Origin of the sequence: Pedobacter ginsenosidimutans (assembly GCF_001442625.1) — a bacterium.
GTDB classification, from domain to species: Bacteria; Bacteroidota; Bacteroidia; order Sphingobacteriales; family Sphingobacteriaceae; genus Pedobacter; species Pedobacter ginsenosidimutans.
Window position 1 is genome coordinate 59224 of sequence record NZ_LMZQ01000009.1, and the last position, 17121, is coordinate 76344.

Consider the following 17121-nt stretch of genomic DNA (forward strand, 5'->3'; position numbering starts at 1 on the left):
GTTTTTGAAATGGATATACAGAATGCACGGAATCTCCAATCAGTTGGTCATCCTGTCCAAAGAACTCCTGTGGAGAGCGGAGTCGAAGGATCTTTTGAAGTAGATCCTATGTGTCAGAACAAAGATTCTCCACCGCGTTCAGGAAGATAAGTCCCTCATTAACAACTAAAATTTCCTAAATCAACACCTACTAAAAAGCTTAATAAAATTATTTTAAAATAAATTACTACAATTCCCATAGACTTTATATATTTGTATTATTAACAAACGTATAACGAGCTTAAATTATCTGTTATGATTTTGAATAAAGTAGAAAAAGCGAACATTGAACCAAGAATTACTTTAATAGGTGCAGGTCCTGGCGACCCGGATTTATTTAGTTTAAAAGGTGTTAAAGCATTAAAAACAGCTGATGTTGTTTTATATGATGCAAATGTGAACGAGGCTTTATTGTGTCATGCGCCAGATGGTATTCCGAAAGTTTACGTGGGCAAACGTTCAGATGATGAATCGTTTTCCCAGGATGCTGTTAATAAACTAATTGTTGATTACGCTTTAAACTACGGTCACGTGGTACGTTTAAAAAGCGGCGATCCGTTTTTCTTTGCAAAAGGGTATGAAGAAATAGATGCTGCAGAATCGTACAGTATCCCTACCGAAATTATTCCGGGTATTTCGAGTGCAACGGGTGCGCCAAGTTTGCAAAAGATCCCGATGATTTATAAAGATTTGAGTGAAAGTTTTTGGGCAGTAACCGGAACAAACTCAAAAGGTGAAATCTCTGAAGATTTATACATAGCAGCAAAAACCAAAGCTACTATTGTCGTTTTAAACGGAATTGAAAAAGTAAAAGAAATTGCTGCAATATTTCAGGGGGAAAATAAAAACCTTTTGCCAGTAGCGGTAATTCAAAATGGTTCTACACCAGAAGAAAAAATTGCAGTGGGTATTGTTGATACGATTGCTGAAATTGTTGAAGATAAAAGAATAACTGCTCCGGCTTTATTGGTTTTTGGAGATGTGGTTTCATTACACCCACAGTTTCAGCCGATCCGCGATTTCTACGAAATTATCGCTGAAGAATACTAAGATATTTTTAAACCAAAAATATATTTGTTTTGTTGTTAAAAACCGCTTAAGGATTTAAGCGGTTTTTTGCGTTTGGTAGAAGGAGTTCCTTGTTTTTAAGCCTGATCCGATAGCTATCGGATGAAGTGGAAGCCCGGAGCGTAGTGAGGACTTATAGCAGAAAGCAGGTCTGTAGCCCGCCATAAAGTACCAACCCACTTACTTTCAAAAACCTCTGCATATATCTGCGAAATCAGCGGGAAACCATAGGCAGGATTCTCCCGCAGATTTAAGCCAATCATGCTAAAAAAAACCTAGAATAATTAACTAAAAATATAATTTTCATTATTTGCAAAACTCAAAACAATTAGTAACTTACTTAGGTTATCTACACCAAATATTTGATGGAAATTATACATATAAGCGCCGAGTGTTACCCAGTTGCAAAGGTTGGTGGTTTAGCCGATGTAGTAGGGGCCTTACCAAAATATCAAAATAAATTAGGCCACATTGCCAAAGTGGTTGTTCCTGCGTACGATACTAAATTTATCCGCGAAAGCGAATTTGAAGTAACTTACGATGCATGGGCAAACTACGGTAATCACCATTTTCAGTACCGCATTTTAAAAGAAAAAACCAATAAATTAGGCTTTGATTTATACGTGATCCATATTCAGGGCTTAACCGACCGCCCAAATGTATATGGCTATAGCGACGATACAGAAAGATTTGTGGCTTTCCAGATTGCTACACTTGATTGGATTGTACAATGGGAGCATCGTCCGGATATACTTCATTGCCACGATCACCATACAGGTCTAATTCCGTTTATGGTTTCAAATTGCATAAAATATAAAGCAATTAGCGGTGTCCCAACGGTTTTAACCATTCATAATGCCCAATATCAAGGTCAGTTTGGGTGGGATAAATTATATTATATTCCAGCATTCGATTTGTGGAAAGGTGGTTTACTGGGCTGGGAAGATGCCATTAACCCTTTAGCATCAGCCATTAAATGCGCCTGGAAAGTAACTACGGTTTCGCCGAGCTACCTGGAGGAGATGATGAACAATGCCCGTGGATTAGAAAGTTTGTTAAGACAAGAGCGCTGGAAATCAATAGGGATATTAAATGGAATCGATAGTGAGGTTTGGGATCCGGAAACGGACCCGATGCTGAGCAAAGGTTATAATTTAAAAACAGTTGAAACTGGTAAACTGGCAAACAAAACAGCCCTCTGTGATGTTTTTCAATTAGATCCGTCAAAACCCCTGTTTACTTTTATCGGTAGATTGGTTGATGAAAAAGGTGCCGATTTATTGCCCGATATTTTTTATACGGCATTACAACAGCATGGCGATAATATCAATATCCTCGTTTTAGGATCAGGCGATAACTGGGTGGAAGGCCGGTTAAATCAACTGAAAGACATTTTTACTGGTAAATACAATGCTTACATTGGTTATAATGAGCAAGTTTCGCACGAAATGTATGCTGGTGCAGATTTTCTGATCATGCCATCGAGAGTGGAGCCTTGTGGTTTAAATCAGCTTTATGCGTTAAGGTATGGAACTGTTCCCATTGTGCGCCGGATTGGTGGATTGAAGGATACAGTAATTGACATAGGCGACGGAGGTTTTGGGATTTGCCACGATCAAACGAGTATTTGGGATGTTACTCACGCCATTAACCGTGCTGTTGAGTTATATAACGATAAGAAAGCTTTTAAAGCAGTGAGAAAAACAATGATGAAGATAGACCATTCGTGGGATAACGCAGCATTAAATTATATAGAATTATACCAAATATTAAAATAAGCTTAAACATGACTGACAAAGTTTTAGGCGTTATCCTTGGCGGTGGCCAGGGCTCTAGATTATCGCCACTAACACAAACACGTTCTAAACCGGCAGTTCCAATTGCTGGTAAATACCGATTGGTAGATATTCCGATTTCAAATTGCCTGAATTCTGGAATTCATCGAATGTTTGTGTTAACCCAGTTTAATTCAGCATCCCTAAACAAACACATTAAAAACACGTATCACTTTAGCCATTTTAGTACGGCCTTTGTTGATATTTTGGCGGCTGAACAAACTGTACAAAACTCAGGTTGGTTTCAAGGTACGGCTGATGCCGTTCGTCAGTGTATGCATCACATTGTTTCGCACGAGTTCGATTATATTTTAATCTTATCTGGAGATCAATTGTACCAGATGGACTTTAAGGATATGATTGAAAAACATATCGAAGCCAATGCAGAAATTACCATTGCTACTATTCCGGTAACAGCAAAGGATGCAACAGATTTTGGTATTTTAAAGGCCGATGAAGAAAACATGATCACCTCTTTTATCGAAAAGCCCAAAACAGGTTTAGAAGATTGGGTTTCGGATACAGGTGAAGAAATGCAGGGCGAAGGGCGTAATTTCCTGGCTTCGATGGGTATTTATGTTTTCAACCGCGAGTACCTGATCAATATTTTAAATGAGAACGAAGAAGAAAAGGATTTTGGCAAAGAGATTTTGCCTAGAGCAATTTCTCAGAGCAGGGTTTTAAGCTTTCAGTACGAAGGCTATTGGACTGATATTGGAAATATTTCATCTTTTTTTGAAGCTAATCTGGGCTTAACGGATGAAATTCCTAAATTTAATATGTTCGATAGTAACCACGCTATTTTCACCAGGGCGCGGATGTTGCCCCCTTCAAAAATTTCGGGTACCACTTTGGATAAAACGATTATTGCTGAAGGCTGTATTATTCAGGCGAGCAAAGTAGAACATGCTGTTTTAGGGATCAGATCAAGGATTGGAAAGGATACGGTTATTACCAATGCTTATATTATGGGCAGCGATAGGTACCAAACCTTAGAAGAGATACAGGATGAAACGGGCAAAGGAAATTCGCTAATAGGTATTGGCGACCGTTGTTTTATTAATAATGCCATCATCGATAAAAACTGCCGCATTGGCAATGATGTAAAAATTAATGGCGGTGATCATTTGGAAGATGGAGACTTTGAGCTTTATGCCGTTAAAGATGGTATTGTGGTAATTAAAAAAGGTGCTGTTGTACCTAGTGGAACAGTAATTTAAAATAATCATTATTCATTAACTAGGCCAGTCTCGATTTTTCGGGGCTGGCTTTTTTATGAATAGACCTTATAGGTTTTTAAAACCTATAAGGTCTTAAGTCCTAAAGATACCTATCGTTTATTGTAAGCTTAATTGGTTTTTTAAGACTTATAGGGGCTTTTTGACATTTCTTCCTAACATTTTTCCGATCGGCTTGTTAGTAAATAAACAAAATTATAGTCTATGGCCGAACAGCATCTTTATCAAACAGGAATTATAGGAAATTGCGCTTTCATTGCACACGTAAACAAAAATACTGATATATCATGGCTTTGCTGGCCACGTTTCGATAGCCCTTTTGTATTTGGCAGTTTATTGGACGAGAAAAAAGGAGGAGAGTTTTCGATTTTACCACAAGGCGAATTTACGTCCACTCAATATTATATTGAAAATACCAATGTTTTAAGGACAGAAATTACTGCCGAAGACGGGAAATACCGGATTACAGATTTTGCACCACGTTTTCACCTATACGATCGCTATTTTAAACCGCTAATGTTCATCAGAAAGATCGAACCTTTGGAAGGGAACCCGCGCATTACCATTAAGTGCGAGCCGGTGTGCGATTATGGGAAAGGTAAAATGAAGTCGAGTAGGGGCAGTAATCATATTGATTATTTGGGTTGTGATGAAAATATCCGTTTGAGTACCAATGTATCGCTCACTTATATTTTTGACGAAAAGGCATTTGTACTGAATGAGGCTAAATACCTCATTATGACTTATGGCCAAAATTTAGAGGCTCCCGTAGTAAGTACAGCCGAAAATTTTCTCCGCGAAACCATTGCTTATTGGCGATTATGGATCAAACACTCATCTATAGCGGGGTTTTACCAGCCTTTTGTAATCCGATCGGCCTTGGTGCTGAAAATTCATCAATATGAAGATACCGGTGCAATTATAGCAGCCAGTACCACTAGTTTACCAGAATCGCCCGGCAGTACCCGAAACTGGGATTATAGATATTGCTGGTTAAGAGATTCGCATTATGTATTAACTTCACTTAATCATATTGGCCATTTTGAAGAAATGGAGAAGTATTTTAATTACCTCTCTGATATTTCGCATGCTGAAGATACACGCTATCAACCTTTGTATGGTATTGCAGGAGAAAGAGAAATTACCGAGCATACGTTAAGTCATTTGGAAGGTTATAAAGGCGAGCAACCCATTAGAATAGGAAACCAGGCCTACGAACACATTCAGAATGATATTTATGGTCAGGTTTTAATTTCTATGTTGCCACTTTATACCGACCACCGTTTTGTTTTTTCCGAACGCAGCGATTCGGTAAAGTGGATTGAAAGTGTGCTTTCTAAAATTGAACGGACAATTGATGAAAAGGATGCCGGAATTTGGGAATTCAGGAATATCGCCAATGTACATTGTTATAGTAACCTATTTCAATGGGCAGGAGCACAGGCTGCTTTAAAAATGGCTAAAACTATTGGCAACGAGGATTTCGAGAAGCGTGCGGAGATTTTAATCGATAAAGCTGCAGCACACATAGAAGCCTGCTACGATCCGGAAAGAAAAGTGTACACCAATGCCGTAGGAAGCACGCATTTAGATGCCAGTACTTTACAGTTGATCATGATGAATTATTTGGATCCGGCTTCAGATCGGGCGAAAGATCATTTAATAGCTTTAGAAAAGGAATTGAAAACGGAAGATGGGCTATTTTACCGTTACTTACATGCTGATGATTTTGGCAAGCCAAAAACAACATTTTTAATCTGTGCCTTTTGGTATGTGGAAGCTTTGGCCTGCGTTGGCCGTACGGATGAAGCGATTAAAGAATTCGAAAATATCATTAAATATTGTAATCACCTTCTTTTGTTCAGTGAGGATGTTGATGCTAAAACGGGTAGCCAATGGGGCAATTTCCCCCAGGCCTATAGTCATGTTGGTTTAATGAATGCGGCTTATCGCATTGCAATTAAACTGGATAGGCCAATATTTTTGTAAGGTAGCAAGTGGGTTGCAAATCCACAATTCAAGAGTCGGGGTTGCAAATCCCGACTAACTTAAAAATATCGTCATCTCGACTGGAACACAGTGAAACGGAGAGATCTATATAGTTAGATTTAGCTTCGCTGAGCACTTCGTGGTTCTCGACTACGCTGCACCCGATAGCTATCGGGTCCGCTTGAAATGACGATCTATGTATAAATGACGCTAAGGCTATTAACTCCGACCTACAAACTCTTCTTTTACTAAGCTCCAAAGCAGTTTTCGCACTTCATTAAAATCATTTAGGTAATATTTTGCTTCCGAAATGTTATTGCCAACTTTAATGGTAAAAGCATCATCTGGTAATGCCCTGAAAATATCTTCATCGGTATGGTCATCGCCAAGAGCCAAAATAAAATCAGGGTTTTTATCGTATAACCAGTTTAGGGCAGCCTTGCCTTTGTTAACCTCCATATTTTTAAACTCAATTACCTTGTTGCCCGGCATGAGTTGAAGGCCTTTATCTGCTGCTAAAATTTTCATATGGCTGATAATTTCATTGGCCCTTAAATCGCCAAGTCCTTCTTCTGCTTTCCGATAGTGCCAAACCAATGAGTAACTTTTTTCTTCAATAAACGATCCCGGGGTACGGTCTGTATAAGTTTCCAATAACGTTTTTATTTCTTGTTTCCACTGGTCGGTTAAAAGTGGCAGGCTGTTCCATTTATCTCCGTACGATTTTTGCCATGCACCATGTTCCGCAATGAGATCTACCTTTAGGTGTCCAAACCACTTTTCGAGGGTTTCATTTCGTCTGCCACTAATAATTACAACTTTATTTGCCTTATCAAGCGTTAGGTTCTCAATCAAATCGTACAATTCGGCATCTGGCGAAGCATCGTCGATATTTCCGGTAAAATCTACAAGGGTACCATCATAATCTAAAAATAGCACACGATTTTGCGTTTGCGCATATTTAGTTACAATCACTTCATTAATAGCATTTACTGCATGTTTTGTTAATAACGATTTTTGAGAATCTTTCACTTCGTTTAATCTTAAAATAAAATTGTTAACCCAATGTTTAACATTGAATTTTTGTACAATTGTACGCATGGCTTTCATACGCATTTGTTGTTCTGACGGCGACATTTTAAGCGCTGTTACAATGGCTTCCATAATGTCGCCCAGGTTATTCGGATTAACAATTACTGCGTCTGTTAATTCTTTAGATGCGCCCGCCATTTCGCTTAAAATAAGCACACCATCATTATTATTCCTGCTGGCTACATATTCTTTGCTTACCAAATTCATTCCATCGCGCATAGGCGTAACCAAACAGATATCTGCTGTAGCGTAAAGCGCTGATAAAACTTCAATAGGAAATGAACGATAAAAATAATTTACCGGGATCCAGTTTACGGAGCGGTACCTCGCATTTAAATTACCCACAAATTGATCAATCTGGTCTCTTAATTCACTGTATTGCGGTACCGTATCGCGGGAAGGAACTACGATCATAAAAAGCTCAATTTTGCCAATATACTCTGGGTGGAGCTGAAGCAATAGTTCTAAAGCCTTTAACCGCTCTAAAATGCCTTTACTATAATCTAACCGATCGATAGAAAGGATTACTTTCATACCCTCTTTGCCTGCTCTAAAGTAATTTATTTCTTTTTTTACCTCTTCTGTTGCGGTTAAACCAGAAAATTTATCGAAATCAATCCCCATTGGAAAAGCTTCCACAACAATTTGCCTTTCGTTACTGCTGAGTATGTTTGATGATGAATTTACAGGGAGCAAACGTGTTGCCGTACTAATAAAATGGCGAACATCGTCATAGGTATGAAAACCGATTAAATCGGCACCAATTAAGCCGTTCAATAGTTCTTCGCGCCAAGGGATTAAACGGAATATTTCGTATGATGGAAAAGGAATATGCTGGAAAAAACCAATCGTAGCATTTGGGAGTTTTTCCCTTAAAATACCTGGAAGAAGGAGTAATTGGTAGTCTTGAATCCAGATTTTATCTCTTCTGCTGAGTACCTGGATGGCACTTTTTGCAAATTTCTCATTAACTGATCGGTAGCAGTCCCAATAACTTTGTTCGTAATGTGCATAAGTAACAAGGTAATGAAATACTGGCCATAATACTTCGTTTGAAAAGCCTTCGTAATATAAGTTGATTTCGTTTTGCGTAAGGTAAACTGGGTAAAGGTTTAATGCGGCAAGTTTTTGAGTAACTTCTTCCTGACGTTCTTCCGGTACTTCTATGCCAGGCCAGCCGATCCAAATGGAATTGCCTGATTTATAAACGTCTCCTAATCCTGTGGCGAGGCCGCCCTCACTTGGAATAAGGGTGTATTCGTTGTTTTCTTCGATGATTTTAACGGGTAGTCTGTTCGATATTATAACTGTCTTCATGCTTGTATTTGATGTATCCACATCATTAAAAGCATATTAAACGGGTTTTGTTTGGTTTTTTAGGCCAAAAAAACATTCAAATGATTAAACGTAATTAAATACCAAAGAAAAAGTAGTGCCATTATCTGGCATTGAAACAACTTCTATGCTACCTCTATGCATTTTCATAATGTTGCGGCTAATGGTCAATCCTATTCCTGATCCATTTTTCCTGGTGGTGTAAAATGGAACAAAAATCTTTTCGAGATCATTGGCATCGATGCCTTTTCCATTATCGGTAACATCAATATATAATTTGGTGTTTTCTAACCGGTAATTTACGTTGATGTGTGGGTGTTCTCTGTTCTCTACAGCGTAAATACTATTGGTAATGAGGTTGATCAGCACTTGTTCAACTAATTTTAGGTCGAGCTGAATGGTGATTTTTGACGAGGTTTGTTCTACATCCAATACCACATTTTTAACTTTGGCAAATGGTTGCATCAATACCTTAATGTGTTTCAGTATTTCACCAATGGTATGCGATTCGAGGTTTGGTGTAGGCAGCTCGGCAATTAGACGATAATCCTTTACAAAATCTAATAGACCAGAAGATCTTCTTTGTATAGTTTGTAGTGCCGTTTTCAGATCATCCATTTCATCTTCCGTGAGGTTATTTTTATCGGTTACCATCCGGTTGATCGTATCCGATAATGAACTTATTGGGGTAATTGAGTTTAAGATCTCGTGTGAGATTACACCAATTAGCCTATTCCATGCTTCTGTTTCTTTTTGCTCAATCTCATCTTTAATGTTTTGGAAACTGATAATAGTATAATTGTTTCCGTAAAGATTTAATGGAATAACTTCGGTTGATAGTTGAATCAGTTTATCCTGGATCTTCAACTCCAGGAACCTTTTTCCCCCAGCTAAAATCTGCTCTATTTCTGTTGCAAAGGTAGGGAGGTGTTGCTTTACCCTATGCCAATATTTATACGCTGGGATGCCTAAAAGATTTGAAGCAGCCTGATTAAAAAATGCAACCTCTTCACTCTCTTTCTGATTGGTATTATTTACCACGATTACGCCAACGGGAACCTGTTCCAAAATGGTTTTAATCAGCTGAAACATGGCTTCTTGTTCCAATCTGATCTGTTTATGAACCTGTAAAATATCGCTAAAGGATTCGTATAGCTCAGGGAAACTGCCTTTAGTTACTTTATTTTTAAAATTTAGGGTATGATCTCTCGTTTTAACGGCTAAAATGAAGCGGTTGATATCTGACCGGATCTGATTGATATAGTAATAAAGGGAAATAATCGTACCCAGTAAAATTAAAGCTACGCCAATGATGGTAAACCAAAGCTGGGTATTTTTAATCAGGTAAAATAGGAGATAGCCCAGCAGATTGATAATCAGCAGGCGAAATATTAAACGGAAAGTAAAACGTTGATAAAACATATTTTTAAAGGTATAAGGAGGAAGGTTTAGGGTGTAAGGTTTAGCGCATGAACATACGAAGTTAAACTTCAGATCTATTAGTTTTTAGGTCCTTTGACCTTATGCCTTAAACCCTATACCTTAAGCCTCAAATCCCGAATTTCTCAATTCTTCTATACAGTGCAGCTCTGGTTAAACCGAGTTCTGCTGCGGCTTTTGATATATTTCCTTTGTGCTTGTCAATTGCTTTCTGCACCATCATTTTTTCCATATCCTCAAGAGCCATTTCATCAGGTATAGCGTTGTTCTGTGCGTAGCGCTGCGGACTTAACTGCAAATCTTCTTCTGCAATATCAGCACCATCACTCATAATAACGGCTCTTTCCAAAACGTGTTGTAACTCGCGTACATTACCCGGCCATTTATACTGTAAAAGTGCTTCTTGGGCCTTATTACTCAGTTTTCGTATGTCTTTATGATATTTCGAGCTAAAAACCTGCATAAAGTGATTGGCTAAAAGTAGAATATCTGTTCCACGTTTACGTAAGGCAGGTAATAAAAGCTCAACAGTATTAATGCGGAAAAGTAAATCCTGCCTAAATGTGTTTTTAGATACCATTTCATTCAAGGGCATATTGGTGGCCGTTATTAAGCGAACATTCACCTTACGTTCTTTACTTTCACCTAAACGGGTAACTGTACGGTTTTGCAAAACGCTTAAGAGTTTAGCCTGAAGTGGTAATGTTAAATTTCCAATCTCGTCTAAAAAGATCGTTCCTCCATCGGCTAGTTCAAAACGACCGGGCTTATCTTCCTTTGCATCGGTAAAAGCACCTTTAGCATAACCGAATAATTCGCTTTCAAATAAATTTTCGTTTAATGAGCCTAAATCAACATGCATAAACACCTGGTTTTTCCTTTGCGAATTACCGTGGATTTCATAAGCAAAAACCTGTTTTCCCGTTCCGTTTTCGCCCAGGATAAGCACATTGGCATCAGTAGGTGCTACTTTTAAGAGCGTATTCTGTAATTGCTTTATTTCATCTGCCTGCCCAACAATATTCTCGAAACCACGGGTAAGGTCTTTTTGGAGCGATGAATGTATTTTTTCTAGTTTCTTTACCTTTTTGGTCGATTCACGGAGCTTAGATGCCGAAGAAATGGTGGCAAATAGCTTTTCATTTTCCCAGGGTTTCAGAATAAAATCGGTAGCTCCTTTTTTAATCGCCTTTACTGCCAGTTCAACATTGCCAAAAGCAGTCATTAATATGACTACATAATCTTTATCAATCGATAAAATATGTTCTAGCCAATAAATACCTTCGCGGCCATCACTGGCGCCTTTTTGGTAGTTCATATCCAGCAAGATGATATCAATTTCATTTTTGCTCAATAAAACATTGATCTCTTTAGGCGATTTACATGTAATTACCTGCTTTACCTGCTGTTTTAAAAACAAACGGGCACTAAGCAGGATATCGTCATCATCATCTATAATTAAAACTGTGGCGTCAAGCATAACCTCTTTATTTTAACCTCTCCCTATTAAAGGTAGTGGTGATTGTTTTTTAGTGCTGTCCCTCTCCTTTAAGAGAGGGATTCAATGTTAAGTGGGTTGAACCCAATTGTCCCAGCATAACTCCTTTTATTTATTTTTAACCTTTCCTTATTAAAAGTAGTGGTGGTTGTTGTCTGCTGTCCCCTTACTTGCAGAGAGGGGATGGAGAGGAAAGGTTTTATTTTCGTAAATACCCCCTAATTACATTCAAAACCATATCCAAATTACGACTTACTTCTTCATTTGTAAATCTTATTACAGTTATTCCAAGTTCTTCAAGTTCATAACTTCGGCTTTTATCATATTCCTTAATGTCTAATTTGTCATGAATTTCTCCGTCAACCTCAACCACTAATTTAGCCTCATAACAGTAGAAATCGGCAATATATTTATCTAGAGGATGTTGTCTTCTAAATTTAAAACCATTAAGCTGTTTTCGTCTTAAAGATTGCCATAAAATATCTTCAGCTTCGGTACTAGCTTTTCTTAATGCTTTAGAAAACTCGAAGAGTTTGCCACTAGCACCTTTAAAAAGGTCATCCCCATAGTTTTCCATAACATTATATTTATGCGTATAACAATATCACTTTAATACCTAGCCAAATGTCTGTGCCTTGCTTTTTTCTTTTCCATGCCCCCTCTCCTCAAGGAGAGGGGATAAAGGGGAGAGGCCTTTTCACCCTGCTAAAATACCAAAACTGTCCGCTCCCGCACATCAACTGTCCGATAATGAACATGTAAAAAATAGGATAGCTATTAATTTATTGGTTATCAGTGTTTTAATTATGTTTTGTGCTTTTGGCACAAGCTTGGTTATTAGTGAATCCAAACAGTATAACCGAACACATGGATAAGAAAATAGAGAAAAAAAGATTTAGCACTAAAACCCTGTTGATTATAGGTGGAGCAATTGCTTTTGTGGCAGTTGTAATTTATGGCTATACTTTATCCCTCAAAAAAGTTTACAGTGCAGATGCCGATAAATTAACCATCAGTAAAGTAGAATATGGTGATTTTGAAGATGTAGTGTTATTAAATGCCAGTGTAGTTCCGTTAACTTCGGTAATTGTAAGTTCATCAGAAGGTGGAACAGTTGCCGAAATTTTTACTGAAAATGGTGCCTCGGTAGTTAAAGGAACCCCACTATTAAGAATCTCCAACTCAAATGCCATGTTGAGTTATACCTCAAGTCAAACAGCAGCTACCGAGCAGATTAACCAGTTGCGTAAATCGCGGTTGGATTTGGAGCAAAATCAAAGGGTTTTAAATCAGGATGTTTTAGATGTAGAAAATAGCTTAAGAACAGCAACCCGTCAGTATAGATTAGATAGCTCACTTTTTGCTAAAAAAGTAATCACACTACAGGAATTTAATAAATCGAATCAGGATTACGAATATTACCAGGGTAAACTGAAAATTGTGCGTCAAGCGATTAAACAAGAAAACCAAAGCAGAAAGATGCAGTTGGCCCAGATCGATCAATCGATGGGACAAATGAACGAAAGTTTGGAAATGATCCGCAAAAACATCGAAAATATGACCATTAAGGCGCCTGTATCTGGTAAGTTGTCTTCTTACGATCCGGTAATCGGTAAATCGTATAATTCTAACGAAATGATAGGAAAGATTGACGTGCTGCAGGGTTATAAACTTCAGGCGGGTGTAGATGAATATTATATCAATCGGGTAAAAGAAGGACAAACCGCTAATTGTGAGTTTAATGGTAAAACTTATAACTTAATCGTGAGTAAAGTAATCCCTGAAGTTACAGCAGGTCAGTTTCAGGTAGAAATGGTTTTTAAGGGTGCAACACCTGAAGGTTTACGTCGCGGATTATCGTTACAAACAAAATTAACCTTGTCTGACAATAGCAAATCGCTGCTTCTTGCCCAGGGACAGTTTTTTCAGAGTACAGGCGGCTCTTGGGTATTTGTAGTAAACAATGGAAAAGCAACCAAGAAAAACGTTAAAATCGGGCGAAAAAATTATCTGTACTATGAAATACTGGATGGTTTACAGAAAGGCGACGAAGTAATTACTTCATCTTACGATCAGTTTAACCAGTACGATCAGGTGGAGATCAATAAATAAATTTGGAGTTTGTTGAAAAAGGACTAAATAATTAGAAATAAAATAACACTCAGGTCTTGATACTTGATACTAAATACTAGAAAATAATAACCAGGTCTTGATACCTGATACTAAATACTTGATACTAGAATAATACTTGATACTATGATTAAAATAGAAAATCTGGAAAAAGTTTACAAGACCGAAGAGGTGGAAACTACGGCACTTAATGGCATTAATCTCCATGTTGCAGCAGGAGAATTTGTTTCCATCATGGGACCTTCGGGTTGTGGGAAATCTACCCTATTAAATGTAATGGGTTTATTGGATAAGCCTGAAAGTGGAAGCTATAAATTTATCGATACCGAGCTTTTAACGCTTAACGATAGAGAACGGTCTAATTTCCGTAAAAGAAATATGGGATTCGTTTTCCAGAATTTTAATCTGATTGATGAATTAACTGTTTTCGAAAACATTGAACTGCCACTAATTTATAACAAAATTCCTGCTGGAGAACGCAAGAAACTGGTAAACGAAATTATCGAAAGAATGAATATTGTAAACCGCAGTGGTCACTTTCCACAACAGTTATCAGGTGGACAGCAGCAACGGGTAGCAGTAGCTAGGGCTTTGGTTACCAAACCGAAGTTGGTTCTGGCCGATGAGCCTACCGGAAACCTGGATAGCTCACACGGTAACGAAGTGATGGAGCTACTTTGCGAACTGAATGAAACCGGAACTACCATTGTAATGGTTACGCACTCCAGTCACGATGCCAGTTTTTCAAACAGAATCATCAACCTTAAAGATGGGCATGTGATTTCTGAAAAGATCAATAAAAGCAGAAGCGAAGAGCTGATATAAGGAGAGAAGGCTGAAGGCTTTAAGGTAGAAGGTTGAGTTATATCAAACTTTAACCCTCCACCTTCCTACCTTCAACCTCTAAAAAGATTTTAGTTTAGTTAATAATAGCCGCCCAATAATCTTCCTGGATAGGGAGATTTGGGATTGGCACAAGAAAGGTAAGAGGTAAAGCGCATGGTTTATGCGCCCTGACCTTAAGCCTTACACCTCAAACCTTCAACCTCAAAAATATGTTCAAATTAAACTTAAAAATCGCTTTGCGAAACCTCTGGAAAAACAAGGGTTTCTCCCTGATTAATATCGGTGGATTAGCCATTGGTTTGGCCAGCTGTATGATTTTGTTATTATATGTTGCATACGAGTGGAGTTACGATAAACAATTCTCCAATCATGATAAAACTTATGTAGTTTATCAAAATATGAAGGCAAGCGGTAAAACTTTTAGCTGGGCATGGACACCAAATGTGATGGCTAAAGAAGTGCAAGAAAAAATCCCTGGCGTTAAATATGCTTCTCACACTACTTATCCGAGGAAACAATTAATTACCGTTGGTGATAATAAAATAAATAGCACTGCAATATTTGCCGACCAAAATTTTATTAAAATATTGGATTATAAATTTCTTGAAGGTAATTCAGCAAAAGCTTTAAAAGATGTAAATACCATCATCCTTACCAAATCTTTTGCAACAAAATTATTTGGAAATGAAGATCCTATTAATAAAATGGTAAAGCTGGAAAATCAGGAAGTATTAAAAGTGGAAGCCGTAATAGAAGATGCACCTGCAAATAGTAGTTTAACTTTTGAGTGCATAATGCCCTGGGCATTGTTCGAAAAACGGGAAGCCTGGGTGAAGGAAGTCAATTGGGGAAATAATATGTGTTTAACGCTTGTTCAATTACAGGATAATAACTTTTTTACTGCTGCAAATGATTTGATGCATGGTATTTACAAGCGAAATCAAAAAGATAATTTGTCAGTGGCTTTATTACATCCTTTAACCAAATGGCATTTATATGATGAATTTGTAAACGGTAAATCGGTAGGAGGTAAAATAGACCAACTTAAAATATTTTTATTGCTGGCCTTTTGCATATTGCTAATTGCCTGTGTAAATTTTATGAATTTATCTACTGCACGCTCAGAGCGTAGGGCAAAAGAAGTTGGCGTTCGTAAAGCAATCGGATCAACACGTAATTCGTTAATTAATCAGTTTTTTTTAGAATCGCTGCTCATTACATTTATCGCCACAGTTTTAGCTTTTATCTTAATTGAGGTTAGTTTGCCATATTTTAATAGTTTGTTAGATATTAAATTAACAATCGATTATTATAATGGCCAATTTTGGTTAACATTATTGGGTCTGATGATTTTAACCGGATTTATTGCGGGTAGTTATCCAGCGCTTTATCTGTCTTCTTTTGAACCTATCAAAGTTTTAAAAGGTTTTACGCTTAAAGCAGATTCATCCGTTTCGGTGAGGAAAGTATTAGTGGTTGGCCAATTCGTTTTTGCGGCAAGTTTAATTGTTTGTACAGCAGTAATCTATCAGCAACTTAATTTCGTTAAAAACAAGCCTATTGGTTACGATAAATCCAATTTAATTCAAATAGCGGTAGCCGGTAAAATGAATGATGCTGTTAAATTAGAATTGCTTAAAACGCAGCTATTAGAATCAGGAGCCGCGAGCAATGTTACTTTTTTTAGTACAGATTTTACTGAAGGTGGAGATAATACAACGGGTGTAAGTTGGGAAGGTAAAAATCCGAACGAGGCTATTTCTTTTAACCATAGAACAATAGGATATGATTTTGTCGAAACTATTGGAACTAAGATGGTTAGCGGTAGGGAGTTTTCTGCGAAATTTCCTAATGACACAAGTAGTGTATTGTTAAATGAAGCGGCCGTGAAAATGATGGGATTAAAGAACCCGATCGGTAAGGTTATTACTTTCTGGGATAAAAAACTAACTACAGTTGGGATAGTAAAAGATTTTGTGGTAGAAAGTGCTTATCAAAGAGTGGCCCCAATGATTTTCAGGGTAAATCAAAGAGACGATGCGAGGGTTATGATTGTACGGTTAAATCCAAATCAAAACATCAGTTCATCACTAGGTAAAATTGATGACTTAGTAAAGCAAATGGAACCCAATTATCCTGTTAACCGCAAATTTGTAAACGAATCTTTTGAAGTGAAATTTAAAAATGAAAAACTTTTAGGTTCACTCTCAAACTGGTTTGGTGGTTTCGCAATTTTCATTTCCTGTTTAGGATTATTAGGTCTGGCGCTTTTTATGGCAGAGCAACGCAAAAAGGAAATCAGTATCCGTAAGGTTTTAGGTGCCAGCACTGGCAATATCCTCGTGTTGCTAAATAAAGATTTTATAAAATTGGTAGCCATTGCCAATCTTATAGCATTCCCGTTAGCATATATCATTGTAAATAAATGGCTTTCAGCTTTCGAGTATCGCGTCTCTATATCTGTATTGCCGTTTATAGCCGCAATTAGTCTTTCAGTAATCATTGCTATACTCACTGTGAGTATTCAATCGGTTAAAGTGGCAAAAGCGAATCCAATTGATGCTTTGAAATACGAATAAAAGCTAAAAGCTTAAAGACCAAAGCTGAAAGC

At 37.6% G+C, this 17121-nt stretch carries 11 protein-coding genes; 7 read left to right on the forward strand and 4 right to left on the reverse strand.

What is annotated here, in order from left to right; genetic code table 11:
• The first annotated feature begins 294 nt into the window (after positions 1 to 294).
• The 4 genes from cobA (at position 295) to ASU31_RS13735 (ending at position 6169) form a co-directional block, all read left to right on the forward strand.
• Complete coding sequence (gene cobA / locus ASU31_RS13720; RefSeq protein WP_057932870.1) at positions 295 to 1089, forward strand: uroporphyrinogen-III C-methyltransferase; 795 nt, start codon at positions 295 to 297, stop codon at positions 1087 to 1089.
• Between the two features lie 383 nt (positions 1090 to 1472).
• Entirely contained in the window at positions 1473 to 2885 is a 1413-nt protein-coding gene (locus tag ASU31_RS13725; protein ID WP_057932871.1) for a glycogen synthase, read from the forward strand.
• 8 nt (positions 2886 to 2893) lie between these two features.
• The gene (locus ASU31_RS13730; RefSeq protein WP_057932872.1) at positions 2894 to 4162 is read left to right on the forward strand and encodes a glucose-1-phosphate adenylyltransferase; all 1269 of its coding nucleotides are present in this window, start codon (positions 2894 to 2896) and stop codon (positions 4160 to 4162) included.
• Between the two features lie 222 nt (positions 4163 to 4384).
• Positions 4385 to 6169, forward strand: coding sequence for a glycoside hydrolase family 15 protein (locus tag ASU31_RS13735; RefSeq protein WP_057932873.1), 1785 nt, complete (start codon positions 4385 to 4387; stop codon positions 6167 to 6169).
• Positions 6170 to 6388: 219 nt separating this feature from the next.
• On the opposite strand, the gene ASU31_RS13740 is transcribed toward ASU31_RS13735, so the two are convergent.
• From ASU31_RS13740 to ASU31_RS13755, 4 genes are all read right to left on the reverse strand, one after another.
• Positions 6389 to 8578 (reverse strand): bifunctional alpha,alpha-trehalose-phosphate synthase (UDP-forming)/trehalose-phosphatase, encoded by a 2190-nt coding sequence (locus ASU31_RS13740; RefSeq protein ID WP_057932874.1) that lies wholly within the window; start codon positions 8576 to 8578, stop codon positions 6389 to 6391.
• Positions 8579 to 8662: 84 nt separating this feature from the next.
• Positions 8663 to 10018, reverse strand: a complete 1356-nt coding sequence (locus tag ASU31_RS13745) for a sensor histidine kinase (RefSeq protein WP_057932875.1) — start codon at positions 10016 to 10018, stop codon at positions 8663 to 8665.
• Between the two features lie 127 nt (positions 10019 to 10145).
• A complete protein-coding gene (locus ASU31_RS13750) occupies positions 10146 to 11516 on the reverse strand; it encodes a sigma-54-dependent transcriptional regulator (protein WP_057932876.1) in 1371 nt (456 codons plus the stop codon).
• 217 nt (positions 11517 to 11733) lie between these two features.
• Positions 11734 to 12111 carry an endonuclease domain-containing protein gene (locus ASU31_RS13755; protein WP_057932877.1) on the reverse strand — a complete coding sequence of 126 codons (378 nt, stop codon included), beginning with the start codon at positions 12109 to 12111 and terminating at the stop codon, positions 11734 to 11736.
• Positions 12112 to 12401: 290 nt separating this feature from the next.
• Here ASU31_RS13755 and ASU31_RS13760 point away from each other — a divergent pair, with 290 nt between their 5' ends.
• The 3 genes from ASU31_RS13760 to ASU31_RS13770 all read left to right on the forward strand — a co-directional run bounded on the left by ASU31_RS13760 (position 12402) and on the right by ASU31_RS13770 (position 17089).
• Positions 12402 to 13646, forward strand: a complete 1245-nt coding sequence (locus ASU31_RS13760) for an efflux RND transporter periplasmic adaptor subunit (protein WP_057933020.1) — start codon at positions 12402 to 12404, stop codon at positions 13644 to 13646.
• A 144-nt stretch (positions 13647 to 13790) separates the two neighbouring features.
• Positions 13791 to 14489, forward strand: a complete 699-nt coding sequence (locus tag ASU31_RS13765) for an ABC transporter ATP-binding protein (protein WP_057932878.1) — start codon at positions 13791 to 13793, stop codon at positions 14487 to 14489.
• Between the two features lie 230 nt (positions 14490 to 14719).
• Entirely contained in the window at positions 14720 to 17089 is a 2370-nt protein-coding gene (locus ASU31_RS13770) for an ABC transporter permease (RefSeq protein WP_057932879.1), read from the forward strand.
• Positions 17090 to 17121 lie beyond the last annotated feature (32 nt).